The sequence below is a fragment of the Escherichia sp. KTE114 genome, from assembly GCF_000407765.1.
Lineage (GTDB): Bacteria > Pseudomonadota > Gammaproteobacteria > Enterobacterales > Enterobacteriaceae > Escherichia > Escherichia ruysiae.
The window spans coordinates 2,120,773-2,145,834 of sequence record NZ_KE136626.1 but is presented as its reverse complement, the minus strand read 5'-3'; the positions used below and the strand labels follow the sequence as shown (position 1 = coordinate 2,145,834).

Below are 25,062 nucleotides of genomic sequence, written 5' to 3'. Positions count from 1 at the left end.
ATTTACTCATCCCGTTCTTTAATCACGATGGCGCTTTGCTCTATGCCAGCATCCAGTTCGACTTTTTTCTTCGGCATAAAGCGGCTGTACCAACTTTTTTCCGGTGGATCAGGAATTTTATATGTAGCCCGCCAGACCGATTTTCCCAGATTGCGGTATCCGGCGAGGATCCCCAGCGTGGTAGTTTCCTTATTGAGGGAGCGGCGCAATTTTTTCTCCTCGCCCGGACGCAGGATAAAGCTATCGCGGTGCAGTAAATCATCGGCAAGAACAGCCTTGTCATTCTCCTGAAGTGACCACCAGTCCGCCGCCGTGAAAGCTGCATCATTTTTCAGTTCATAAACGCGTATCTCTATGGGCGCGGCTTTTTTCTGATTGTCAGGATTCACCTTATCGGAAGCCTTAATCACCAGATCGAGTCTTTGTGACATCAGGTCCGGCACGTCGTCGCTGTCAATACTGCACCCGGAAAGCAGGCAGACAAAAGACAAAGCTACCGCACATAACCACCCACCGGGGTTACGCCATTTATTCACTGTAATTTCCTTTAAAATCAAATAATAAAAACCAGCCAGGCTATTTACCTGGCCGGAAAAGTACCGCTTAAATTTCTTTATTGGCCTTGAAGTCGTAGCCTGCGGTGATAGTGCCGCCACTGCCGCCCTGCTGGTTCTGCACCACGTATTCCTGTTTCACGGTGCTGAAAGAGAGTTCGACTCTCTCGCGGGAGGCGATCTCGCCCTCCTTGCTACCACTGGGGGAAACCACAGCCACAATCAGATCAGTAAAGGTATACTTGAGGTATTCCAGTGGATTGCCGCCTGCTTTACGCATGACAAGGATAGACTTCGGAATATGCTTACCGGAGGCGCAGTATTTGAACAGATTCGGGCTGGCGCGATCGATGTAATGTTCAAACTCCAGGTTAGTCACGGAGACTTTACCGGATCCCAGACCGCTGCCTGCGTGCATGGTGGACTCCTGATGGATATTCCAGCGCCAGCTCAGTACCTCAATTTCATTTTTATGTTTGTCATCCATTGACTCGCCGTCAATGCCGTCAATTTTCAGAAAAATGTCATAAGCCATTTTTATTTCCTTATTAAGAATTACTTAAAAATAATCTCTGATTTATCTGTACATCTGGATACAGGTAAATCATTGCCGTACAGAACCCCCTCTCCTTATTTCAGAAGAACAGAAGGCTGTATAATTTCCGGTAATGAGATACCGGCATATAATTAATTCATAAACTGAATGTATTATATCTATTTACATATCACAGATACCGATGACTCTCTTTGTTCCCGCTGACCCGGCAGAGAAGATGCCTGACACTGTGTCGCCGATGCAGGTACCGGTTGTGATAACCAAACCTGTCCGTGGTTATAAATACAGGAAACCCAGTAACGTTCACTATCCTGATTACTGTTCGTTGTGGTATCCCATATTTGCCTGTTTTCACCCTTTATTTTCTCTGTCTCTGGTTTTAGATCCACCCGGTTTTCAGGTTTTCCCTGCGACATCCCTACACCGTCCAACCACAGACGGGGTTCATAGCGGGAAGATTCCTGCCACGATGTAAGTACATCCGACTCCAGTACTGTCGTTGAGGATTTTATATTGATAAATACGGGGCAACTGACTTCCCACGCTGCAACAGATTGTGAATAAAACAACATATAACCCAATAACAGAGAAAAAATAAAACGCGTCTCCATAGCATCTATTCTCTACTCAATAACATAAAAAGCTTCCGCATTATTACTGGCATCAGGATAGGATCCATCACTGCGCATTCCGCCTTTTCTGGAGATTTTGCGCGCCGATACATTCGAGGCTTTACCTGTCCACTGGTCCATAACATAAATATACGAATCATCTTGTTCGAGATAGAAAGCAGCATGTTTATGAGCATCTTCCCTCGGTGGATATTTCCCATTCACAAAAGTCGCGATTGCTGTTCCTCTGCGGATCGATTTATCTCCGAAAACTTTCCGCCCCTGCTTCCACGTTCCGGTATGCCCTACATGTGCATATACCTGAACTAAGAACACACATTCCTTTCTGTCTCCTGCTCCCGCCATTCCCACCATTTCAGTGCCCTGCAATGAATCTACCAGGCCATAAACATATGCCATATCTCCCCCTGAGTATTATCTGACATCATTCATTAAAATATTCATAAAACTCAGGCATTACCCTGTTTTACTGACGGCAGTTTTGTGACCAGACGCAGCGACCCCGTTAATCCTTCAAGCTGGAAATGCGGGCGCAGGAAGAATTTGGCATCGTAATAACCCGGATTACCTTCCACTTCTTCCACCACCACTTCAGCAGCTGCCAGCGGCCGACGAGCTTTGGTTTCCTGTGAGGAGTTCACCGGATCGGCATCAACGTAGTTCATGATCCATTCATTGAGCCAGCGTTGCATATCTTCACGCTCTTTGAACGAACCGATCTTGTCGCGCACGATACATTTGAGAAAGTGCGCAAACCGCGAACAGGCGAACAGATATGGCAACCGGGCTGAGAGATTGGCGTTAGCCGTGGCATCTGGATCGTAATATTCCTGCGGCTTCTGTAGCGATTGTGCGCCAATAAAGGCGGCGTAATCAGAGTTTTTGCGATGGATAAGTGGGATAAATCCATTTTTTGCCAGTTCTGCTTCTCGACGGTCAGAGATGGCGATTTCCGTCGGGCATTTCATATCCACGCCGCCGTCATCGGTCGGGAAGGTATGACAGGGCAGATTTTCCACCGCCCCACCAGATTCCACACCACGGATCAACGTACACCAACCGTAATGTTTGAAAGAACGGTTGATATTTACACCCATTGCATAGGCGGCATTGCTCCAGACATATTTGCTGTGATCTGCGCCATCCGCATCTTCTTCAAAATCAAACTCATCGACAGGGTTTGTTTTCGCACCATAAGGTAAACGGGAGAGAAAACGCGGCATCGTCAGGCCAATGTAACGAGAATCCTCGCTTTTACGCAGCGAGTTCCACGGTGCATATTCGAGGTTCTGGGTGACAATTTTGGTCAGGTCACGCGGGTTGGCCAGTTCCTGCCAGGAATCCATCTGCAACACTGATGGAGAGGCTCCGGCAATAAACGGCGCATGAGCTGAGGCTGCCACTTTGGCAATGGAGCCGAGCAGATCCACATCCGGTGGGGTGTGATCAAAATAATAATCCGCAATGATACAACCGTAGGGTTCTCCGCCTAACTGCCCATATTCGGCTTCATACAGCTTTTTGAACATGGGGCTTTGATCCCACGCGATCCCTTTGTAACGTTTCATATTTTTCCGCAATTCATCCTTCGAAAGGTTCATAAAGCGGATTTTTAATTTTTCATCGGTTTCAGTGTTGTAAACCAAATGTTCCATCCCACGCCAGGAGGACTCCAGTTTCTGAAATTCCGGATGACTCAGGATTAGCTTGATCTGTTCCGTTAATTTGAAATCGATCTGCTCAATAATCGTAGCAATACTTTTATAAGCATCGTCACTGACGGTGACAGAGTTTGCCAGCGCCTGTTGGGCCAGTGTCTGAACTGCAGCCTCAACAGCCTTTGCTGCTTGAGGTGTCTTGGGACGGAAGGCTTTATCCAGCAGCGAATCAAACTCCGTTTCCTGATAGGCAGTGGTTTGCGCAGTAGAGAGGTCGCCAGTCGCCAGAAGAGTATTGTTTACCATGAAAGTTCCTTAATAAAATCGCAGTTAGTCTGCTGTTCCCGTTTCACCTGATAAGACACTTTCCTGTTGAGCGACAGGTTTTGGCGCGCTGGCCAGAGCTTTCAGTAACGTTGGGTCTTGTAATAGTTTGTTGATCAGATTTTCTGCTCCCGCTTTACCATCCATATAGGTTTGCAGGTTGGCAAGCTGAGTACGTGCTTCCAGCAACTGGTTCAGGGCATCCACCTTACGGGCAATCTGCGCAGGCGAAAAATCGTCCATATTCTCTAACGTGATATCGACCATTAACTGCCCTTCGCCCGTCAGCGTATTGGGGACAGCAAATGCCACGCGCGGCGCAATGGCTTTCATCCGCTCGTTGAAGTTATCGATATCAATATCAAGGAATTTACGATCGGTGACCGGTGGCAGTTCTTCGCGTGGTTTACCGGCCAGATCGGCCAGTACCGCCATGACAAACGGCAGTTCGATTTTTTTCTCGGAGCCGTAAATCTCAACGTCATACTCAATCTGTACACGGGGCGCGCGGTTGCGGGCAATAAACTTCTGCGCGCTATTGTTGATAGCCATAATCCTTCATTTCCTTATCAGTCAGCCGACGACACCAGGGGAGTGGTCCGACGGTACAGTTTAAAAATCATACGCAGAGAGTATTTTTATAATCTCTTTGTTTTCTTTGTATTTTTTCCGCAACACAGGGAGTGATTTCTTCGCCGGAGGACACCAGGTATCAACCCTTTTTTCGATGTCTCTTTTATCCTTCTCTGGTAAAGAACTGTCCCATTCACCAGCAAGATGCTGGCACATTTCCGCATTACTCAGAAAATGCTGCACATCCTGTGGTAAAGGCGGTTCCCCCTGAACACAGAAAGCGAACATCATTAACAGGAATGTCAACAACATCGGATAACGAAATGTCATACTTAATGTCCGTCAATTGACCAGCGCATGAGATATGCTCTGGCGGGAGGGCGATATGTTGCAGAAATACAGCCCTTTGCACGCGCATTACCAGGCGTGCGCAAAAGTTTATCTACCGATGCACAAAAAGCCCCCTGCAAATCATTGGTGGAAGAACCTCCAGGAAAGCGGCTAACCCACAACGCACCACTTAATTCTTTTGCAATAAGGATGTTCCATTAATCCGTTTCAAAAATAATCTGTTCATCCTCATCAACACGGATGCAGATTTGCGTGATAGCTGTTTTCTCTGTCATCGCCTGCAACCAGTAACGGGACAGTTGCGGCAGAATATGCTGCTCGATATAACCAATCAGCAAGCGTGCCCCTGTTTCGTGCATCGGGCAGTGCGCCACAATGTGCGTAATGAGTTCGTCGCCATAGATGAGTGAAACGCTATGCTGCTCTGCCATACGATCCATCAGTCTGCCAAGATGTAGACGGGCAATAACACCACGCGCCTTCTCATCCAACGGCAAATAAGGGATAACCGTCACCCGCCCCAAGAAAGCCGCTGGGAAATGTTTGCGTAACTCCGGCATTAACGCCTCTTTTAGCCCTGCTGAATCGGGCATCAGCGCCGGATCCTCATAGAGCTGGCTGATAAGCTCCGCACCTGCGTTAGTGGTCAACAACAGCGTGGTATTTTTGAAATCGATGTGGACACCTTCGCCATCCTCCATCGCGCCTTTATCGAATACCTGGTAGAACAACTCGTGGACGTCGTGATGAGCTTTTTCAATTTCATCCAGCAATACCACGCTCCAGGGATGGCGGCGTACGGCTTCCGTCAACACGCCGCCTTCGCCATAGCCAACATAGCCGGGCGGCGCGCCTTTCAGCGTGGAAACGGTGTGAGACTCCTGAAACTCGCTCATATTGATAGTAATCAGATTCTGCTCACCGCCGTAGATTGCTTCTGCCAGCGCCAGCGCGGTCTCGGTCTTGCCAACACCGGACGGCCCGGCCAGCAAAAAGACGCCCACAGGTTTGCGCGGATCACCTAACCCCGCCCGCGCAGTCTGGATACGCTCACCAATCTGCGCCAGAGCATCCATTTGCCCGGTAACACGTTGCGCCAGGCGGGCAGGCAGTTCCAGGATCTGGCTGGCTTCATCTTTTACCATGCGCCCAGCGGGAATGCCGGTCCAGTCGGAGACAATCGCCGCTACCACAGCCGCATTAACCTCCGGAAAAACGATGGGTTTTTCACCCTGCCAGACTCTTAATGCTGCTTCCGACTGTTGCAGTGTGGTTTCATCACGCTCGCCGGTTTTTGCAGCACGCAGCTCCTGTAATCTGTGAACCAGCTCTAGTTCTTGCTGCCAACGTTCATCCGCATCAAACAGTTCTCTTTTCAGCGATATAATCTGCGACGCCAGTGTGTCGCCTCGTTCTGCGCGGAGCCCCATTTTTTCCTGTTTTAATAGCAGCTCCTGCTCCATTTCGGCGGCTTTAAGCCGTTGACGCAGAAACTGGATATTTGCTGGTGGAGTGTGCAGCGACAGCGCCACGCGGGCTGCGGCTGTATCCAACAAACTGATGGCTTTGTCCGGTAGCTGTCGAGCCGGGATATAACGGTGAGAAAGCTGTACAGCAGCACGCACGGCCTCATCAAGGATCAGTACGTTATGGTGCTTTTCCAACGTGGTGACTAACCCGCGTACCATCTCAACAGCGGCGACCTCTTCCGGCTCTGCCACCTGCAACACCTGAAATCGCCGGGTCAATGCCGGATCTTTCTCTATATGGCGTTTATACTCACTCCAGGTGGTCGCCCCAATCGTTCGAAGACTGCCACGCGCCAGCGCCGGTTTCAGCAGGTTGGCAGCGTCACCTGTACCGGATGTACCTCCGGCGCCTACCAGGGTGTGAACCTCATCGACAAACAGAATCACCGGCTGCGGCGAGCACGCAGCCTCTTCCAGTAGCGCCTTCAGGCGGGATTCAAATTCGCCCTTCATGGACGCTCCGGCCAGCAGCGCCCCGACATCCAGCGACAGCAACCGCACGTTACGCAGTGAAGGCGGCACTTCCCCCTCGGCAATCGCCAGCGCGAACCCTTCCACCACAGCCGTTTTCCCGACGCCTGCCTCGCCAGTTAGCAACGGATTGTTCTGCCGACGGCGCAGCAGAATATCCGTCATAGTACGAATTTCGTGCTCGCGACCGGTGACTGGATCGATGCTACCTTCGCGGGCCTGTGCAGTCATGTCCTGACAGTATTTCGCCAGCGCGGATTTACTTCCTGCTGATTCACTGGAAAATGCCTGGCTGCTTTCTCCCGGAACCGCAGAATTCAAATCCGAACCATCATATGGAATCTCTGATATTTCAGAGGATGATGAGATTAAAGACGGAAGAATATCCAATAGCTCATTTACCGGTAACCCAGCCAATGGCGCACAGATATTTTTTAACACTCGATACAATTCTGGTGTGGTTAACCAGGCTAGTAGTAACCATCCGCTACGAATTTTGTGATCACCAAAACGGATGCTTGCCAACATCCAGGCTTTTTCAACAGAAAGATCTATATGGTGGGAAAAGTCGCTAATTACGCTAGCTCCGGCAGGCAATATATCCAATTGCTGAATTAACGCATTCTCTACATCAAAAGATGTTATTTGGTAATGCCGAAGGACATGGTGAATATCATTCTCTGGTTGTTGTATTAGCTGATGCAACCAATGCGTTAGTTCGACATAAGGATTAGCGCGTAATTTACAGAACGTTGTCGCAGACTCCAAAGACCTGAATAAAGGTTTTGTTAGCTTTCCATATAGTGCACTGCGTGAAACAGGAGTGTCCATCTGTTACACCTGATGATGTAAGAACATATAAATGATACATAAACATAAATGTACCGATTAGAACTTCTAATTAATAGAATCATCAAAATTCCAGAATGAAACAATGATGCATATCACAGAACGCAATGTAATATAGCGGTTAGTATCTTTTTTATGATTTTTTTCAATACAGAAAATCAATTACATATACATTATGTATATATTATATCAAAAATACCGCAATACATTTCCGCAGGAATTAATATTGATAAAACAAATTGTTCAGCATTACTTATCTAAAAAATTAAAATTATTATTCTATTGAAAAGAACACTCTATACAGTGATACGTAATGAAACGAAATATTATCTGGGGACTACAAAAAATACAGGCGCACGGGGTTACCGATAGCACAATTTACGCGACTGCAGGAACACAGATTATCTTCACCGTCAACGCGCCCTGGCTTCCTGTTTTTGAGGTGGATGAGAATGCGAAAATTGCTCTCAGCCTGACTCGCCATGAAGAGGCGTGGTGGATAATCAATCAGTCCGATGAATATTGTTGCACGGTAAATGATCAGATTGTCGAGCCGCATCACCGTATGCGCCTGAATGAAGGGGATCTGATTGAATGGGGATTATCTTCCTGGTGTCTTGTTCGTGACAATCCGACGTCTCTTGCTCCACGTGAGGAAAAGACGACACCACAGACTGCTGTTTCGCTGGAAACAATAAGCGAATATCTCGATCTTGACTGGTTTCGACAACAACAACGGCAGTCGCAAAATCCGTTCGATATCATTCCGGTTCATGGCACAGTCGCCACCGAAGGCAACCCAGGAACAGATACCCCACTAACCCTACTTTACCAGGAATACCGCCAGGCATTGTTGTCCCCTGAACAAGATATCCATCGTTATGCCGATCCATTTCCCCTTAATGAAGAGGCAGTTACGCTGGATCTGGCCTCATTGCGCAATCTGACCACTGAAGCTGATTCATTGCAGGATATGATCACAGGAGGGTTAAGCATTGACGCTATTCTCGATGTCCTGGATACCACCGGCGAAGGAGAAACGGTCTGGCCTACCGAAACGATTCTCCCCGATATTCTGCGCTTGCTTTCCCCGGAATACGCATCGGAAATGGTACATAGCACCGTCCTACCCGATCTGACACAGCGTGAGCACCGCATCATTGGCATTGACAGCCATTACCGGGTAAATCCGGTACAACACGGAGATATCCATCATGACAAACAATAACGTGCTACCGGCTACCTTGTCGGCGCTGCTGCGGAATTATTCTGTAGCGGAAGGTATTCAGATGGCAGAGCAACAAGTAAAGATGCACCCAACTAAGGCTTTACATCGGCACAGCCTGTTTCAGTTATTGTGCGTGATCGGCAACTGGTCACGAGCGCTGCAACAAATCCAACTGTGCGCCCGAATGGACGCAAATTATACCCGAGAAGCACAGGTATTTGGGGAGTTGATTCGCTGTGAGATATACCGCCAGTCCTGCTTTCATGGTGAACAACGCCCTGGTTTTATTCTCCCTCCGCCCGTCTGGATGGAGGATCTGCTTGTCGCCCTCGCCTGTAACGCCCGTGGTAAAACGTCAGATGCCGATGCCCACCGCAGCCGCGCGTTTGAGACCATAACAGACACAGCCGGACAGTGGAATGGTGGCACATTTGACTGGATAAGCGACAGCGACTCCCGTACCGGCCCAGTGCTGGAACTGGTCACTGGTGGCGTGTATATCTGGCTACCGCTTTCGCAAATTCGCTCACTGAAATCGCCCCCGCCAGCGAGTCTGACCGATCTGATCTGGAAACCCGTCAATATCACACTTCACAATGGCGATGCGCATGGAGCCTGGCTATTTTCCCGCTACAGCGGTTCAGAAAAGGCCTCCGATACCCTGTGTCTGTGCCGCAAAACCGTCTGGCAGGATGGTTCCGGTGAAACCCTGGTACAAGCACTGGGGCAAAAAATGTGGCTCACCAGCCACGGAGATATCAGCCTGCTGGATTTGAGCACCTGCACCTTTAATTCACCTGAAGGCCAAGATGCATGAATGCCTCCCACCAGCGCCCGGGCAAACACTTACTACCCACTCTGTTTGACCGCCTGTGCGACGACACCCCAAACCAGAAGCGCGACCACGATATCAGTGTTAGCCCAGCTCAGCTTAAAGAGATCATCCGCCGGGATTTGTCGTTTCTGCTCAACACCATCAGCCATGAAGATGATATTGATGCCGCGCGTTACCCGCAGGCGGCTGCTTCCGTAGTGAACTACGGCCTGCCGCCGCTGGCGGGGAGCTTTTTGTATGAACATAAGTGGGATGATATCCGCAGAGCCATTTTGCGTACTATTACCCGGTTTGAACCCCGGCTGAAGACCTCCACACTGCAAATCATCCCGCTACAGGATGAACAACGCCAGAATGGCCATAACACATTACAGTTTGAAATTTGCGGTGAGATCCTCACGCAGCCGTATCCGACAGCATTCCGGGTACGTAGTGCGCTGGATATGGAGCACAGCCGCATTACGTTTTATTAATATAGAGGGTGAGTGATGGATCCACGGCTACTGGAATACTACAACCGCGAATTGAGCTACCTGCGGGAAACGGGAGCCGAATTTGCCGCCCGTCATCCCAAAATCGCCGCTCGGCTGGGAATGCAGGGAGCGGATATTGCCGATCCGTATGTGGAGCGTATGATCGAAGCTTTCAGCTTCCTGACCGCCCGCACGCAGCTTAAAATTGATGCTGAATTTCCCCGCTTCACCCAGCGTTTGTTGGAGGTCGTCAGTCCCAATTACATCACCCCTACCCCCTCAATGAGCGTGGCACAACTACATCCCGATCAGGAAGAAGGCGATTTGGCGAAGGGATTCACCGTCCCACGCAACACTGCCTTTTTTTCCTCCATTCCGGAAGGTGAAAGCGCCGCCTGCCAGTTTCGCAGCAGCCAGGATGTGACACTGTGGCCGCTTGCCATCGAAGAGGCGCGCCTGACCGCCGCGCCGCCGGATATGCCCGCCCTGCACCGCTACCTGCCAGCTAACATTCACGTCGCCGGGGCGCTGCGCATCACCCTGCGCACCTTCGGTGAACTGACCTTCAGCCAGCTTGCCGGGCTGGACAGATTGCCGCTCTATCTCTGTGGCGAGGAGCGCACGGCCTCACACCTGTTCGAACTGCTGCACACCAGCGCCATTGCCACACTGGCAGGCGTTCCGGGTCATTTTGACGGCGTACTGGATGTGAACCTGAAACAGCCCGTTATGTACGAGGGTCTGGAGCCGGATCAAGGGCTATTGCCGCTGGCGTGGAACGTGTTCCACGGCCATAACCTGTTGCATGAATATTTTGCCTGCCCGGAACGCTTTTATTTTTTCACCCCGACGGGTCTGTCTGCCGGGTTACAAAAAATTCACAGCGGCGTGGCGGAAATTGTTATCTTACTGAACCGCCTGCCGCCAGACTGGCTGATCCACCAGACAAATGCGGCACAGTTCAGCCTGTTCTGTACCCCGGTGATCAACCTGTTTCCCCGCGTCACCGCCCGGATCGATATCACTCACAGCACGACGGAGCAGCACCTGGTGGTGGACAGGACCCATCCGCTCGACTATGAGGTGTTTTCGGTACAGGAAGTGGAAGGGTTGGAAGTCGACACCACGCGGAAGATGACATTTCGCCCGCTCTACCACACCCGTAATAATGATGAAGGCAATCATGGGCGTTATTTTTCCCTGCGCCGGGAGCCGCGTCGGTTGTCTGAGAACGCCCGCCGCTACGGCACCCGCACACCCTATACGGGCTCGGAAGTATTCCTGTCGCTGGTTGACCAGTATGAAGCCCCATACCCGGAAAATCTGCGCCATATCACCATCACTGCCATGGTCACCAACCGCGATCTGCCCTGTCTTATTGCACGCACTGGCCGGGACGATCTGACCGTAGATGCGGCCATCCCTGTGGCAGGCGTGGGGCTTATCCGTCCACCTCGTCCACCACAGCCACCACTGGCGGAACGTGAAATGGCCTGGCGGTTGATCCGCCAGTTATCCTTTAATTATCTGCCGCTGGCCGATCTGGATCACCGCACCGGCGGTCAGGCACTGCGCGATCTGCTGAACCTGTTTATTCCGGCGCATGACAGTCCGCAATCGCGTCAGGTACGCAGCCTGATTGGCTGTAAAACAACGCCTGTTACCCGCCGTCTGCCCGGTTCCGGGCTGCTGGTTTATGGTCGCGGCGTCAGTTGTGAGCTGACGGTGGATGAGGACGGATTCTCTGGTATCAGCCCGTATCTGTTCGGTCTGGTGTTGGAGCAATATATCGCTCGTCATGTTTCCATTAATACCTTCTCGCAAATGACACTGCACAGTATGCAACGTGGGAAAATTATGACCTGGCCGGTCAGAGCCGGACTACGGGGAAGTGTATGAGCGGCGATTTCACCCAAGCGCAGAAAACGCCCTGGCGCTATGGTTTTCTGAACCTGATGCGCCGCGTGGATGTGCAGTTGTGTACCGTCCCTGCAGGTAGTGCCTGGCAACCAAGTATGGAAAAATTTCGCCTCGGACAAACACCTACACTGACCTTTGCGCCGCGAGAAATCGCCAGTGTGAGCTGGCAGCAAGGACGCCTGCACCTTAGCCTTTACAGCCTTGGACTGTGGGGACCGAACGGTCCGCTGCCACTGCACTACACCGAACTGGCGCGCAATCGGACCGAAAGCCGCTGCGATCCGACCCTGACCCGTTTTACCGATCTTTTTCATCACCGCTGGTTGACGCAGTTTTATCAGGCATGGCGCAGCGCCCAGTCCGCTGGAGGCGGTCTGGATAAACAGGAATATGACCGTTTTGCCTTTTATATCTCCAGCCTCAGCGGACAGGATTTACGGGAAAGTGCAGACAGCTCGCTGCCGGATCACGTTCGCCTGGCGGCATCGGCCCATCTGGTGCGCGAATCCCGCAACCCGGACGGCTTGGCCGCCACGCTGGCGCACTATTTCAGTGTGCCTTTCCGAATACAAGAGTATGTCCTGCACTGGATAACTGTGGCTGATGATGAAATTACCCGACTGGGGATGCCAGCCCCCTCTTCCGTCATTGGCAACGGCGCACTCATCGGCCAGGCCGTGCCGGACATGCAGTATAAGTTCCGGCTGGTGATTGGCCCGCTGACACTGGCTGACTACCGGCGTTTCCTGCCTGGTGGTAATAACCTGCCAGTACTAACGGAACTGGTTCGCGCATTTACCGGGTTTGAATACTGCTGGGAAATTGAGCTACAGCTTAAACCACACGCAGCCCCTCCGGCTGTTACTGGCGGTCCATATCAGCTTGGCTGGACCGCCTGGGCAGGGAAAGCCCTGCACGGCAACCCGGTGACGGGCATGATTTTCGAACCTGAACACTATTTGGCACACTGAGGATAATTTAATGGATACCCCCCTGTCTGACCCTATTTCGGCTGAATGTCCCTGCGGCCCGGATCTAGAGTATGATCCAGAGTACTTGTTGCTGTTCACCCACGCCTTAGCGCGTGAAGAGGCGCAATATGGCGATTTTGTCAGTACGCCGGAAACCATTAACTGGGCGGAGCTTGAGCGAGACGCCCACCGCCTGCTGGCGCGCAGCAAAGATATCCGCATCCTGGTGATCCTACTGCGCTGCCGCATCCATCAGGGTGGAGCCAGAGGGCTGGTGGAGACACTCACGCTCCTGGAAACGTTGTGTGCCACGAACCCGGACACCATCCATCCACAACTGCTTGCGGCTGAAGATACCACCGCCGAAGATGCGGCTGTAGCACGCAGTAACGCGCTGTCGGCGCTACTGGACCACGAAGGCGTAATGGCAGATATTCGTGGCATTACGCTATCAAACAACGCCGCCATGCGCCTTCAGGTTCGGGATGTGGAACGTTCGCTGTCTGCATCACGGCCGGCGGATGCGCTGGCACCGGAATCAGTACGTCAGCAACTGGCCGACCTGGAAGCACGCGGCGCACTGCCGCTGGACGCATTTCGCCAGGCCGCCGAGATCACTGAGCGACTGCAACACCATGCTCGTGAAACGCTCAATGACCTGGCTCCGGACTTTTCGCGTCTGACGCAACTGCTGACCCTGTTGCCTGGGGCGGTACAGACCACTACGCCAGAAATCCCACAACCAAAACCGCAGGCTGATCAGCCGAAGTATGCGGCTATCGATAATACCGGACTGACACTAGCAGAGCATGTCGCTCCCACAGTGGATATACCAGCCGAAACGACTGCAAAGATCATCGCAGAGCCACAGCAAATCAGCGATCGGAACGACGCACTGAAACGCCTGCGAGTCATCCGCCGCTGGTTTGAGCACAGTGAACCAAGCAGCCCGACCATTCCCTTGTTGCGCCAGGCTGAACGACTGGTCGGAAAACGCTTTTCGGAGATAATCAATGAAGTTCCAGCAGAACTGCTGGAGAAGTGGGATGCGCAGGAATAACCAAAATGACCAGAATTTATAACTACTGGTCATTATATGGTGTAACTATTTTCTGGATTATATCCATTTAACTTCCGGGGTGAAAAATCCCGAAAGCCAGAAACGACAAAAGCCTGAACCATTACTGATTCAGGCTTTCTAAATATTGGCGGAACGGACGGGACTCGAACCCGCGACCCCCTGCGTGACAGGCAGGTATTCTAACCGACTGAACTACCGCTCCGCGTTGTGTTCCGTTGGGAACGAGGCGAATATTACGGATTGCCTCGACCTTCGTCAACGCTTTTTCTCATCTTTTGAATCGTTTGCTGCAAAAATCGCCCAACTCGCTATTTTTAGCGCCTTTAACGGTTAATTATGCCCGCCAAAGGCAACTTCCGCCCTTCTTCTGCACCAGATCGAGACGGGCTTCATGCGCTGCAAGCTCTTCATCAGTCGCAAAAACAACGCGTAATTTACTTGCCTGGCGCACAATGCGCTGAATTGTTGCTTCACCTTGTTGCTGTTGTGTTTCACCTTCCATCGCAAAAGCCATCGACGTTTGGCCACCGGTCATCGCCAGATAAACTTCCGCAAGGATCTGGGCATCGAGTAATGCCCCGTGCAACGTACGCTTGCTGTTATCTATTTCGTAGCGGGCGCATAACGCATCGAGGCTGTTACGCTTACCAGGAAACATTTTCCTCGCCACCGCAAGGCTATCGGTGACCTTACAGAAGGTATTGGTCTTCGGAATATCGCGCTTGAGCAACGAAAACTCGTAGTCCATAAAGCCGATATCGAACGCTGCGTTATGGATCACCAGCTCCGCGCCACGAATATAATCCATAAACTCATCAGCTACTTCGGCAAACGTAGGCTTATCGAGCAAAAACTCATCGGCAATACCATGTACGCCAAAGGCTTCCGGGTCCACCAGCCGATCGGGCTTGAGATAAACGTGAAAGTTATTGCCCGTCAGTCGACGGTTCACCACTTCAACGGCACCAATCTCAATAATCCTGTGGCCTTCATAGTGCGCACCAATCTGGTTCATACCGGTGGTTTCGGTATCGAGAACGATCTGGCGTGTAATTGCAGTGCTCATAGCGGTCATTTATGTCAGACTTGTCGTTTACAGTTCGATTCAATTACAGGAAGTCTACCAGAGATGCTTAAACAGGTAGAAATTTTCACCGATGGTTCGTGTCTGGGTAATCCTGGACCTGGGGGTTATGGCGCTATTTTACGTTATCGCGGACGCGAGAAAACCTTTAGCGCAGGCTACACCCGCACCACCAACAACCGTATGGAGTTGATGGCTGCTATTGTCGCGCTGGAAGCGTTAAAAGAACATTGCGAAGTCATTTTGAGTACCGACAGCCAGTATGTCCGCCAGGGGATCACCCAGTGGATCCATAACTGGAAAAAACGTGGCTGGAAAACCGCAGACAAAAAACCGGTAAAAAATGTCGATCTCTGGCAACGTCTTGATGCCGCGCTGGGTCAGCATCAAATCAAATGGGAATGGGTAAAAGGCCATGCCGGACACCCGGAAAACGAACGCTGTGATGAACTGGCTCATGCTGCGGCGATGAATCCCACGCTGGAAGATACGGGCTATCAAGTCGAAGTTTAAGCCTGTGGTTTACGACATTGCCGGGTGGCGCCGACTGCCTGGCGAATTCGCGGTTTGTTTTTACTCTGTTTCATCGGATTTAGCGTTAAAGGAACAGTCCGTTTCCGGGCAACAATTAGTTGTAAGCAACCAAGCGCAGGAATGTGCGTGCTCAATAGTTTTCCACCGTGCTTGTTCCACGGGAGAACATGGAAACGGCTGGCGTGTAGCACTTCAAAATTCAACAAAGAGAGCCAGTCCAGTTGCCGCATCAGAGTAAACATCCGGCTGTTATAGGGTGATGTTTTTCGCAATACCGGCACAAGTTTGCGTAATCCCATTAAACTGATGGGATTGAAGCCGCTAATAACCAGCCAGCCATCATCAATCAATACCCTATCGGCTTCGCGCAATAAACGATGCGGATCAGTGCACCACGGCAATGTATGCGCCAGTAGACAAACATCGACGGATTTATCGGCAAAAGGAAGGTGAAGCGGATCAGCCTGCACCTGGACGGGCGTTCCTTGCGCAGAAACATTCACTTGATGAGAAACCGCGCACGCTTCGCAATTGATTTCTGCGCTTAAATTGCCAATCTTAAGCAGATGAAAACCATACATTTTAGCGAACCACGGGTTGAGCTGGTGTTCCAGCGCCTTGCGATAAAGCTCTCCCCAGGGCAAATCGCCCCAGCAATCAGGAGCCACGACAGTTTGAGGGGTCCTTGCCGGTTTCATCACAACCTTCCGTTTCGCACTGAGAGGTAATATATGAATCTTAACAGTATTTCCGCCTTTGATGACAATTACATCTGGGTTTTGTCTGATGAAGCAGGTCGTTGCCTGATTGTCGACCCAGGAGAGGCAGAACCCGTATTAAAGGCGATTTCAGCTAACAACTGGCAACCAGTAGCGATTTTCCTCACCCACCATCACCACGATCACGTTGGCGGTGTAAAAGAACTGGTAGAAAAGTATCCGCAAATTGTGGTGTATGGGCCAGAAGAGACACAAGATAAGGGAACAACGCAGGTAGTCAAAGATGGTGATACTGCCTTCGTTTTGGGGCATGAATTTAGTGTAATTGCTACGCCAGGTCACACTTTAGGACATATCTGTTACTTTAGCGAACCTTATCTATTTTGTGGCGACACTCTGTTTTCTGGCGGTTGCGGTAGACTATTCGAAGGCACTGCATCACGGATGTATCAATCACTTAAAAAATTAAGTGAACTTCCTGACGATACCCTGGTGTGTTGCGCTCACGAATATACTTTATCAAATATGAAGTTTGCTTTGAGCATTCTTCCGCACGATTTGTCTATAAATGATTATTATCGTAAAGTTAAGGAGTTACGGGCAAAAAATCAAATAACACTACCCGTAATTCTGAAAAATGAGCGGCAAAATAATGTTTTTTTGAGAACAGAAGATATTGATTTAATTAATGTAATTAATAAAGAAACATTATTGCAACAACCTGAAGAACGTTTTGCCTGGTTAAGGTCAAAGAAAGATAGATTCTGATAAAACTTTCTTGTCATCGGCTTCGTTCGCCGTTATGATCGGTCGTCTTTTAAGCAACTATTGACACACACATGAAGGCAAAAGCGATATTACTCGCCTCTGTCCTGCTCGTGGGTTGCCAGAGTACTGGTAACGTTCAACAGCACGCACAGAGCCTTTCTGCAGCTGGTCAAGGGGAAGCAGCAAAGTTTACAAGTCAGGCACGATGGATGGACGATGGGACGTCTATCGCGCCGGATGGTGACTTGTGGGCTTTCATAGGCGACGAGCTAAAGATGGGAATTCCGGAAAACGACCGGATTCGCGAACAGAAACAGAAATATTTACGCAATAAGAGCTATCTCCACGATGTAACTTTACGGGCAGAGCCGTATATGTACTGGATAGCCGGGCAAGTTAAAAAACGTAACATGCCTATGGAACTGGTACTACTACCCATAGTGGAGAGCGCTTTTGATCCTCACGCGACGTCTGGCGCCAATGCCGCAGGCATCTGGCAGATCATTCCGAGCACGGGGCGCAATTATGGTTTGAAACAGACCCGCAATTATGACGCGCGTCGCGATGTTGTTGCTTCAACAACTGCCGCGCTGAACATGATGCAGCGTCTGAACAAGATGTTTGATGGCGACTGGCTTTTGACCGTAGCGGCTTATAACAGCGGCGAAGGTCGGGTCATGAAGGCAATTAAAACGAACAAAGCGCGTGGGAAATCCACGGACTTCTGGTCGTTACCGTTGCCGCAGGAAACGAAGCAGTACGTGCCTAAGATGCTGGCATTGAGTGATATTCTCAAAAACAGCAAGCGTTATGGTGTACGTCTGCCGACGACCGATGAAAGCCGTGCTCTGGCGCGTGTACACCTGAGTAGCCCGGTTGAAATGGCGAAGGTTGCAGATATGGCGGGAATTTCCGTCAGCAAACTGAAGACCTTCAACGCTGGCGTGAAAGGCTCCACGCTGGGCGCAAGTGGTCCACAGTACGTGATGGTGCCAAAGAAACATGCAGATCAACTGCGTGAATCTCTGGCTTCAGGCGAAATTGCTGCCGTACAGTCGACACTGGTTGCCGACAATACGCCGCTTAATAGCCGCGTTTACACCGTACGCTCTGGCGACACGCTTTCAAGCATCGCTTCACGTCTCGGCGTAAGCACAAAGAATTTGCAGCAGTGGAACAATCTGCGCGGTTCTAAGCTGAAACCAGGCCAAAGCCTGACAATTGGCGCTGGTAGTAGCGCACAGCGGTTGGCAAACAACAGCGACAGTATTACGTATCGTGTGCGCAAAGGTGATTCGCTTTCAAGCATTGCTAAGCGTCACGGCGTAAACATCAAAGATGTGATGCGCTGGAACAGTGATACTGCGAATCTGCAACCAGGCGATAAGCTGACGTTGTTTGTGAAAAACAACAATATGCCAGATTCCTGACAAACCAGATAACAGAAAGGCACCGATTCCCCCGGTGCCTTTTTTATTTATGCCGCTTTATGTGCTTCAACCATGATGATATCACTGGTGAAAGAGCCATCATTCTGCAAGGCAAAATACGTTTTCACCTCTGTCGATGCGCTCTGTTGGTAAACGCGAATAGCATCTACTAACACTTCTGGCGTACGCATTCTCGCAACCCACGAAGAGAATTCCAGAGGCAATTTATCGGTGATCAAATTATCGACAAGCAGATAGGCTTCATTGATTAACGTCAACCACTCACCGCTGGCGTAATTACGCACGTGAGAGGCATCGCGCAATGCTTCTACCGTCTGTAACCAAATGTCGCGTACCGGGTGACCCGGTGACATGACGTCCATCACAATCAGTCTACCGCCGGGTTTCAGCACCCGATTCACTTCACGCAATGCCGCACCGACATCATGCCAGTGGTGGGCAGAATAACGACTAATAACAATATTAAAGGTGTGATCGGCAAAAGGCAGGCTTTCGGCATACCCCTGGCGAGTGGTGATATTTTTCAGTTGTCGGGTATCTGCAGCCTGTGCAACAACATCCAGCATTTGGGAAGATAAGTCATACGCCACCACTTCCTGCACGTTTTGCGCAGCGACAAAGCTGGCATGTCCTGCTCCACAGCCCATATCAAGTACGCAAGCGTCAGGATACTCTGTCAGACACGCCGCCAGGCGCTGTAAGTCACGCCCGGATGCATGCACGGTACTGGTTAAATATTCACTGGCCTGCGAGCTAAACTGCTTTTCTACGTGCTCATGGTGGGATTGTGTTGTCATTGCACTGTCCTTTTGTTGGTTGAGTATAAAAAGGCAGCGCCAAACGTTGGTCTGCCCTGTGGCAGACCTGACATACCTTATTTATCAGGCTTGCCGGGACTGAATTCAACGAGTAGCGGATTGTGATCAGAAGCGCGCGTAACCAGTACGGAAGCTTCGCTGACATTCAGACCACGGTAGAAAACAAAATCGAGCGGGCGACCAAACGCCCGGCGGCGCTGATCATCAGTAAAACGCACCTGGCGCAGCGACATTTCTCGCGCAAAGCGATATAAAGCGTTCATCCTTCTACGGCTCCAGGCATTGAAATCTCCCGCCATAATGACCGGACCGCTGTGGTGGGCTATCTGATCGCCAATAGGAAGTAACTGCTTGCTATAAACGTCCACGCCCAGACTGAAGTTGACCGCATGTATATTGACTACCATCAACAGGCGGGTGTCAGGTAATGGATAGACCGTCACCAGTGCCGATTTCGCCAGACGTAAAATAGGCTCACGTTCGCGTAACGGGCAGCAATACACCGGATGCGCTGCCGAAAGGGTCATTACGCCGGAAGGATGTTGTGGTAGCACAAAAGCGGGCACCTGATCGGCAGCAAGATAGTTAGCAGTCGCAAACTGCACTAACTCTGGCGTTGTCTGCGCTTCCTGCAATAACACCAGATGCGCATCTTTGCCGTAGTTCTTTAATACCGACAACCATTCAGCGCGTTGCTGTTTGTAAATATTCCACACCAAGACCCGAATACGCTCTTCGGTACTTAACGGTTCTCCGGGTGGTAATGCCTGGCCGATGCTCGCAAATGACCCCGGCGGTAAGATCCTTTCCGCAGGTTGTCCGGCAACATAGCGCATGGCATAGGTATTTTTTCGCACTTTTGACTTTGAAACCTCTATTACGTCAACCCTTCCGCACTCGGGAGGGTTCTACTGTTATAGGGATTTTAGCTCACTCTTTCAACGAGCAATTGTATATTGTTATGTAAGCAAGTGCTTACACCGCACAGAATTTTGCTCATTATTGAGAACATTAAATCGGATGACATATCACGTATCCTGATGGTTTAATGACAAATAAATTCAAAATATCTCTTCTATTTTGCAACAGGAGCAAAAATGAAAGCCACATCGGAAGAACTCGCCATTTTTGTTTCGGTCGTCGAAAGCGGCAGCTTTAGCCGGGCAGCGGAACAATTAGGGCAAGCAAACTCAGCGGTCAGCCGGGCGGTAAAAAAGCTGGAAATGAAACTTGGCGTCAGTTTGCTTAATCGAACCACGCGACAACTTAGCCTGACGGAAGAAGGCGAGCGTTATTTTCGTCGCGTACAGTCAATTTTGCAGGAGATGGCAGCGGCAGAATCAGAAATTATGGAGACGCGTAATACACCGCGCGGACTGTTACGGATCGATGCCGCAACCCCTGTGGTACTGCACTTTCTGATGCCGTTAATTAAGCCTTTCCGCGAACGCTATCCGGAGGTCACTTTATCGCTAGTCTCCTCCGAAACGATTATTAATTTGATCGAAAGAAAAGTGGATGTCGCGATTCGCGCCGGTACGTTAACGGATTCCAGCTTACGAGCCAGGCCGTTATTTAACAGTTATCGAAAAATTATCGCCTCCCCCGACTATATTGCCCGCTACGGGAAGCCAGAAACTATCGACGATTTAAAGCAACATGTTTGCCTGGGATTCACTGAACCCGCTTCCCTCAATACCTGGCCGATAGCCTGTAGCGATGGACAATTACATGAAGTGAAGTACGGTTTGTCGTCCAATAGCGGGGAAACCTTGAAACAGCTTTGCCTGAGTGGCAACGGGATTGCGTGTTTGTCCGACTATATGATCGACAGAGAAATTGCTCGTGGTGAACTGGTGGAGTTAATGGCAGATAAAGTGTTGCCAGTGGAAATGCCATTCAGTGCCGTTTATTACAGCGACCGAGCGGTAAGTACTCGCATCCGAGCCTTTATCGATTTCCTTAGCGAGCATGTAAAAACAGCTCCCGAAGGAGCTGTCAGAGAGGCTTAATCCCATTCAGGAGCCAGACCTTCCGGACTAACCAGGCGATCGTTACAATCCAGTGCGGCGATCGCTTTTTTATCTTCTGCATCAAGCTGTAAACTTTGTGCCTTAAGGTTACTTTCCAGGTTTTCACGTTTAGTAGAAGACGGTATTACTGAGTAGCCTTCCCCCATTGCCCACGCCAGAATTACTTGTGCCGGGGTCGCATTGTGTTTCTCTGCTATGCGAGCAATAACCTCATCTTTCAGTGCATTACCATAAGCCAGCGTCATATAGGAAGTAATATGAATGCCGTGCTGTTTAGCCCAAGCGACCACTTTACGGTTTTGCAGATAAGGAGAAAGTTCAATCTGATTGGTGGCGATGTTTTCAGCGCCAACAGCAGCAATCGCTTTTTCCATCAACGGGATGGTGAAGTTGGAAATACCGATCTCACGCGTCAGTCCTTGTTTTTTCGCTTCCAGCAGCGCCTGCATAAATTCTTCAACAGAGACTTCATCGTTTGGTGACGGCCAGTGGATTAGCGTCAGATCAACATAATCGGTACGCAATTTTTGCAGGCTCTCTTTCAGACTCGGGATCAGTTTGTCTTTGCTGAGATTTTCAATCCAGATTTTAGTGGTGATATAGAGTTCATTACGTGGCACGCCGCTTTCTGTAATCGCCTGACCTACGGCAGCTTCGTTATCATAGATTTGTGCGGTATCAATTGCGCGATAGCCAAGTTCAAGCGCCGTTTTCACAGATGCAATAACAACGTCGTTTTTAAGACGGAAAGTACCTAAACCAAATGCAGGGATAGCCATAATATGCCTCTTCTAATGCTATGTTCGTTAACCGAGATGATTATGGGCTTCAGACTGTTGCGGAAAAAGAGCGTGAAATGCAGAGGATTTTTGCGATTTTGGCAAAAATAGAAATACAGACGAAAAAAAACCTCGAGCGTTAACTCGAGGCTTCTTAATAAGTGGCGGAACGGACGGGACTCGAACCCGCGACCCCCTGCGTGACAGGCAGGTATTCTAACCGACTGAACTACCGCTCCACCGAATTCTTTTACAACCACCGGTTTTATGACCGGCTTACTGCTTAATTTGATGCCTGGCAGTTCCCTACTCTCGCATGGGGAGACCCCACACTACCATCGGCGCTACGGCGTTTCACTTCTGAGTTCGGCATGGGGTCAGGTGGGACCACCGCGCTACGGCCGCCAGGCAAATTCTGTTTTATCAACACGTCCTCTTCTGACCTGTCGATTTAATCTGTATCAGGCTGAAAATCTTCTCTCAATCCGCCAAAACACCTTCGGCGTTGTAAGGTTAAGCCTCACGGTTCATTAGTACCGGTTAGCTCAACGCATCGCTGCGCTTACACACCCGGCCTATCAACGTCGTCGTCTTCAACGTTCCTTCAGGACTCTCAAGGAGTCAGGGAGAACTCATCTCGGGGCAAGTTTCGTGCTTAGATGCTTTCAGCACTTATCTCTTCCGCATTTAGCTACCGGGCAGTGCCATTGGCATGACAACCCGAACACCAGTGATGCGTCCACTCCGGTCCTCTCGTACTAGGAGCAGCCCCCCTCAGTTCTCCAGCGCCCACGGCAGATAGGGACCGAACTGTCTCACGACGTTCTAAACCCAGCTCGCGTACCACTTTAAATGGCGAACAGCCATACCCTTGGGACCTACTTCAGCCCCAGGATGTGATGAGCCGACATCGAGGTGCCAAACACCGCCGTCGATATGAACTCTTGGGCGGTATCAGCCTGTTATCCCCGGAGTACCTTTTATCCGTTGAGCGATGGCCCTTCCATTCAGAACCACCGGATCACTATGACCTGCTTTCGCACCTGCTCGCGCCGTCACGCTCGCAGTCAAGCTGGCTTATGCCATTGCACTAACCTCCTGATGTCCGACCAGGATTAGCCAACCTTCGTGCTCCTCCGTTACTCTTTAGGAGGAGACCGCCCCAGTCAAACTACCCACCAGACACTGTCCGCAACCCGGATCACGGGTCCACGTTAGAACATCAAACATTAAAGGGTGGTATTTCAAGGTCGGCTCCACGCAGACTGGCGTCCACGCTTCAAAGCCTCCCACCTATCCTACACATCAAGGCTCAATGTTCAGTGTCAAGCTATAGTAAAGGTTCACGGGGTCTTTCCGTCTTGCCGCGGGTACACTGCATCTTCACAGCGAGTTCAATTTCACTGAGTCTCGGGTGGAGACAGCCTGGCCATCATTACGCCATTCGTGCAGGTCGGAACTTACCCGACAAGGAATTTCGCTACCTTAGGACCGTTATAGTTACGGCCGCCGTTTACCGGGGCTTCGATCAAGAGCTTCGCCTTGCGGCTGACCCCATCAATTAACCTTCCGGCACCGGGCAGGCGTCACACCGTATACGTCCACTTTCGTGTTTGCACAGTGCTGTGTTTTTAATAAACAGTTGCAGCCAGCTGGTATCTTCGACTGATTTCAGCTCCACGAGCAAGTCGCTTCACCTACATATCAGCGTGCCTTCTCCCGAAGTTACGGCACCATTTTGCCTAGTTCCTTCACCCGAGTTCTCTCAAGCGCCTTGGTATTCTCTACCTGACCACCTGTGTCGGTTTGGGGTACGATTTGATGTTACCTGATGCTTAGAGGCTTTTCCTGGAAGCAGGGCATTTGTTGCTTCAGCACCGTAGTGCCTCGTCATCACGCCTCAGCCTTGATTTTCCGGATTTGCCTGGAAAACCAGCCTACACGCTTAAACCGGGACAACCGTCGCCCGGCCAACATAGCCTTCTCCGTCCCCCCTTCGCAGTAACACCAAGTACAGGAATATTAACCTGTTTCCCATCGACTACGCCTTTCGGCCTCGCCTTAGGGGTCGACTCACCCTGCCCCGATTAACGTTGGACAGGAACCCTTGGTCTTCCGGCGAGCGGGCTTTTCACCCGCTTTATCGTTACTTATGTCAGCATTCGCACTTCTGATACCTCCAGCAACCCTCACAGGCCACCTTCACAGGCTTACAGAACGCTCCCCTACCCAACAACGCATAAGCGTCGCTGCCGCAGCTTCGGTGCATGGTTTAGCCCCGTTACATCTTCCGCGCAGGCCGACTCGACCAGTGAGCTATTACGCTTTCTTTAAATGATGGCTGCTTCTAAGCCAACATCCTGGCTGTCTGGGCCTTCCCACATCGTTTCCCACTTAACCATGACTTTGGGACCTTAGCTGGCGGTCTGGGTTGTTTCCCTCTTCACGACGGACGTTAGCACCCGCCGTGTGTCTCCCGTGATAACATTCTCCGGTATTCGCAGTTTGCATCGGGTTGGTAAGTCGGGATGACCCCCTTGCCGAAACAGTGCTCTACCCCCGGAGATGAATTCACGAGGCGCTACCTAAATAGCTTTCGGGGAGAACCAGCTATCTCCCGGTTTGATTGGCCTTTCACCCCCAGCCACAAGTCATCCGCTAATTTTTCAACATTAGTCGGTTCGGTCCTCCAGTTAGTGTTACCCAACCTTCAACCTGCCCATGGCTAGATCACCGGGTTTCGGGTCTATACCCTGCAACTTAACGCCCAGTTAAGACTCGGTTTCCCTTCGGCTCCCCTATTCGGTTAACCTTGCTACAGAATATAAGTCGCTGACCCATTATACAAAAGGTACGCAGTCACCCCATAAA

At 50.6% G+C, this 25,062-nt stretch carries 23 protein-coding genes, 2 tRNA genes and 2 rRNA genes; 10 read left to right on the top strand and 17 right to left on the bottom strand.

Going from position 1 to position 25,062, the window contains the following annotated elements:
• Positions 1-2 precede the first annotated feature (2 nt).
• From tssJ to tssH, 8 genes are all read right to left on the bottom strand, one after another.
• On the bottom strand, positions 3-536 hold the full coding sequence (tssJ, locus tag WC5_RS10735) for a type VI secretion system lipoprotein TssJ (RefSeq protein WP_001045932.1): 534 nt from the start codon (positions 534-536) through the stop codon (positions 3-5).
• Between the two features lie 67 nt (positions 537-603).
• A complete protein-coding gene (locus WC5_RS10740) occupies positions 604-1,089 on the bottom strand; it encodes an Hcp family type VI secretion system effector (protein WP_000312804.1) in 486 nt (161 codons plus the stop codon).
• 179 nt (positions 1,090-1,268) lie between these two features.
• Positions 1,269-1,721, bottom strand: coding sequence for an STY0301 family protein (locus WC5_RS26015; RefSeq protein ID WP_016231582.1), 453 nt, complete (start codon positions 1,719-1,721; stop codon positions 1,269-1,271).
• A gap of 12 nt (positions 1,722-1,733) precedes the next feature.
• The gene (locus WC5_RS10745) at positions 1,734-2,141 is read right to left on the bottom strand and encodes a BPSL0067 family protein (RefSeq protein ID WP_000332237.1); all 408 of its coding nucleotides are present in this window, start codon (positions 2,139-2,141) and stop codon (positions 1,734-1,736) included.
• A gap of 50 nt (positions 2,142-2,191) precedes the next feature.
• Positions 2,192-3,706 (bottom strand): type VI secretion system contractile sheath large subunit, encoded by a 1,515-nt coding sequence (gene tssC / locus WC5_RS10750; protein ID WP_000247918.1) that lies wholly within the window; start codon positions 3,704-3,706, stop codon positions 2,192-2,194.
• Positions 3,707-3,730: 24 nt separating this feature from the next.
• The gene (gene tssB, locus WC5_RS10755; RefSeq protein ID WP_000996814.1) at positions 3,731-4,276 is read right to left on the bottom strand and encodes a type VI secretion system contractile sheath small subunit; all 546 of its coding nucleotides are present in this window, start codon (positions 4,274-4,276) and stop codon (positions 3,731-3,733) included.
• A 60-nt stretch (positions 4,277-4,336) separates the two neighbouring features.
• Entirely contained in the window at positions 4,337-4,627 is a 291-nt protein-coding gene (locus tag WC5_RS10760; protein WP_000144224.1) for a hypothetical protein, read from the bottom strand.
• 218 nt (positions 4,628-4,845) lie between these two features.
• Positions 4,846-7,479: a type VI secretion system ATPase TssH gene (gene tssH, locus WC5_RS10765; RefSeq protein ID WP_016231581.1), complete on the bottom strand. Its 2,634-nt coding sequence runs from the start codon at positions 7,477-7,479 to the stop codon at positions 4,846-4,848.
• A 331-nt stretch (positions 7,480-7,810) separates the two neighbouring features.
• Between tssH and tagK the strand changes: the two genes are divergently transcribed.
• Genes tagK through WC5_RS10795 form a run of 6 tightly spaced genes read left to right on the top strand, consistent with a single transcriptional unit; the run spans position 7,811 to position 13,984 of the window.
• A complete protein-coding gene (gene tagK / locus WC5_RS10770; protein WP_000827825.1) occupies positions 7,811-8,725 on the top strand; it encodes a type VI secretion system-associated protein TagK in 915 nt (304 codons plus the stop codon).
• Positions 8,712-9,542, top strand: a complete 831-nt coding sequence (locus tag WC5_RS10775; RefSeq protein ID WP_000183895.1) for a type VI secretion system accessory protein TagJ — start codon at positions 8,712-8,714, stop codon at positions 9,540-9,542. Before tagK ends, WC5_RS10775 begins: the two co-directional genes overlap by 14 nt.
• Complete coding sequence (gene tssE / locus WC5_RS10780; protein WP_000994234.1) at positions 9,539-10,033, top strand: type VI secretion system baseplate subunit TssE; 495 nt, start codon at positions 9,539-9,541, stop codon at positions 10,031-10,033. The genes WC5_RS10775 and tssE overlap by 4 nt, the downstream gene beginning before the upstream one ends.
• Before the next feature lie 15 nt (positions 10,034-10,048).
• Positions 10,049-11,932, top strand: a complete 1,884-nt coding sequence (gene tssF / locus WC5_RS10785) for a type VI secretion system baseplate subunit TssF (protein ID WP_000371475.1) — start codon at positions 10,049-10,051, stop codon at positions 11,930-11,932.
• Positions 11,929-12,924 carry a type VI secretion system baseplate subunit TssG gene (gene tssG / locus WC5_RS10790; RefSeq protein ID WP_000012135.1) on the top strand — a complete coding sequence of 332 codons (996 nt, stop codon included), beginning with the start codon at positions 11,929-11,931 and terminating at the stop codon, positions 12,922-12,924. Before tssF ends, tssG begins: the two co-directional genes overlap by 4 nt.
• A 10-nt stretch (positions 12,925-12,934) precedes the next feature.
• Positions 12,935-13,984, top strand: a complete 1,050-nt coding sequence (locus WC5_RS10795; protein ID WP_000380753.1) for a type VI secretion system protein TssA — start codon at positions 12,935-12,937, stop codon at positions 13,982-13,984.
• A 146-nt stretch (positions 13,985-14,130) separates the two neighbouring features.
• Here WC5_RS10795 and WC5_RS10800 read toward each other — a convergent pair.
• Positions 14,131-14,207, bottom strand: a tRNA-Asp gene (locus WC5_RS10800).
• A gap of 132 nt (positions 14,208-14,339) precedes the next feature.
• A complete protein-coding gene (gene dnaQ, locus WC5_RS10805; protein ID WP_024192206.1) occupies positions 14,340-15,071 on the bottom strand; it encodes a DNA polymerase III subunit epsilon in 732 nt (243 codons plus the stop codon).
• 63 nt (positions 15,072-15,134) lie between these two features.
• Here dnaQ and rnhA point away from each other — a divergent pair, with 63 nt between their 5' ends.
• On the top strand, positions 15,135-15,602 hold the full coding sequence (gene rnhA / locus WC5_RS10810; protein WP_000917880.1) for a ribonuclease HI: 468 nt from the start codon (positions 15,135-15,137) through the stop codon (positions 15,600-15,602).
• On the opposite strand, the gene WC5_RS10815 is transcribed toward rnhA, so the two are convergent.
• Entirely contained in the window at positions 15,599-16,321 is a 723-nt protein-coding gene (locus WC5_RS10815; protein WP_010349063.1) for a class I SAM-dependent methyltransferase, read from the bottom strand. The two genes, rnhA and WC5_RS10815, sit on opposite strands and share 4 nt — an antisense overlap.
• Positions 16,322-16,354: 33 nt before the next feature.
• Here WC5_RS10815 and gloB point away from each other — a divergent pair, with 33 nt between their 5' ends.
• Positions 16,355-17,110, top strand: coding sequence for a hydroxyacylglutathione hydrolase (gene gloB, locus WC5_RS10820; RefSeq protein ID WP_016231580.1), 756 nt, complete (start codon positions 16,355-16,357; stop codon positions 17,108-17,110).
• Positions 17,111-17,181: 71 nt separating this feature from the next.
• The gene (mltD, locus tag WC5_RS10825; protein ID WP_000644688.1) at positions 17,182-18,540 is read left to right on the top strand and encodes a murein transglycosylase D; all 1,359 of its coding nucleotides are present in this window, start codon (positions 17,182-17,184) and stop codon (positions 18,538-18,540) included.
• 47 nt (positions 18,541-18,587) lie between these two features.
• On the opposite strand, the gene WC5_RS10830 is transcribed toward mltD, so the two are convergent.
• Both WC5_RS10830 and WC5_RS10835 read right to left on the bottom strand, forming a co-directional pair.
• Complete coding sequence (locus tag WC5_RS10830; RefSeq protein WP_000211736.1) at positions 18,588-19,358, bottom strand: class I SAM-dependent methyltransferase; 771 nt, start codon at positions 19,356-19,358, stop codon at positions 18,588-18,590.
• Between the two features lie 77 nt (positions 19,359-19,435).
• The gene (locus WC5_RS10835) at positions 19,436-20,236 is read right to left on the bottom strand and encodes an endonuclease/exonuclease/phosphatase family protein (protein ID WP_001230985.1); all 801 of its coding nucleotides are present in this window, start codon (positions 20,234-20,236) and stop codon (positions 19,436-19,438) included.
• A gap of 240 nt (positions 20,237-20,476) precedes the next feature.
• On the opposite strand from WC5_RS10835, the gene yafC reads away from it, so the two are divergent.
• Positions 20,477-21,391 carry a DNA-binding transcriptional regulator YafC gene (gene yafC / locus WC5_RS10840; protein WP_000648558.1) on the top strand — a complete coding sequence of 305 codons (915 nt, stop codon included), beginning with the start codon at positions 20,477-20,479 and terminating at the stop codon, positions 21,389-21,391.
• On the opposite strand, the gene dkgB is transcribed toward yafC, so the two are convergent.
• The 4 genes from dkgB to WC5_RS23985 all read right to left on the bottom strand — a co-directional run bounded on the left by dkgB (position 21,388) and on the right by WC5_RS23985 (position 25,062).
• Positions 21,388-22,191: a 2,5-didehydrogluconate reductase DkgB gene (dkgB, locus tag WC5_RS10845; RefSeq protein ID WP_000997064.1), complete on the bottom strand. Its 804-nt coding sequence runs from the start codon at positions 22,189-22,191 to the stop codon at positions 21,388-21,390. The two genes, yafC and dkgB, sit on opposite strands and share 4 nt — an antisense overlap.
• 162 nt (positions 22,192-22,353) lie before the next feature.
• A tRNA-Asp gene (locus WC5_RS10850) sits at positions 22,354-22,430 on the bottom strand.
• Between the two features lie 54 nt (positions 22,431-22,484).
• Positions 22,485-22,600 (bottom strand): 5S ribosomal RNA (gene rrf / locus WC5_RS10855).
• A gap of 100 nt (positions 22,601-22,700) precedes the next feature.
• Positions 22,701-25,062, bottom strand: a 23S ribosomal RNA gene (locus tag WC5_RS23985).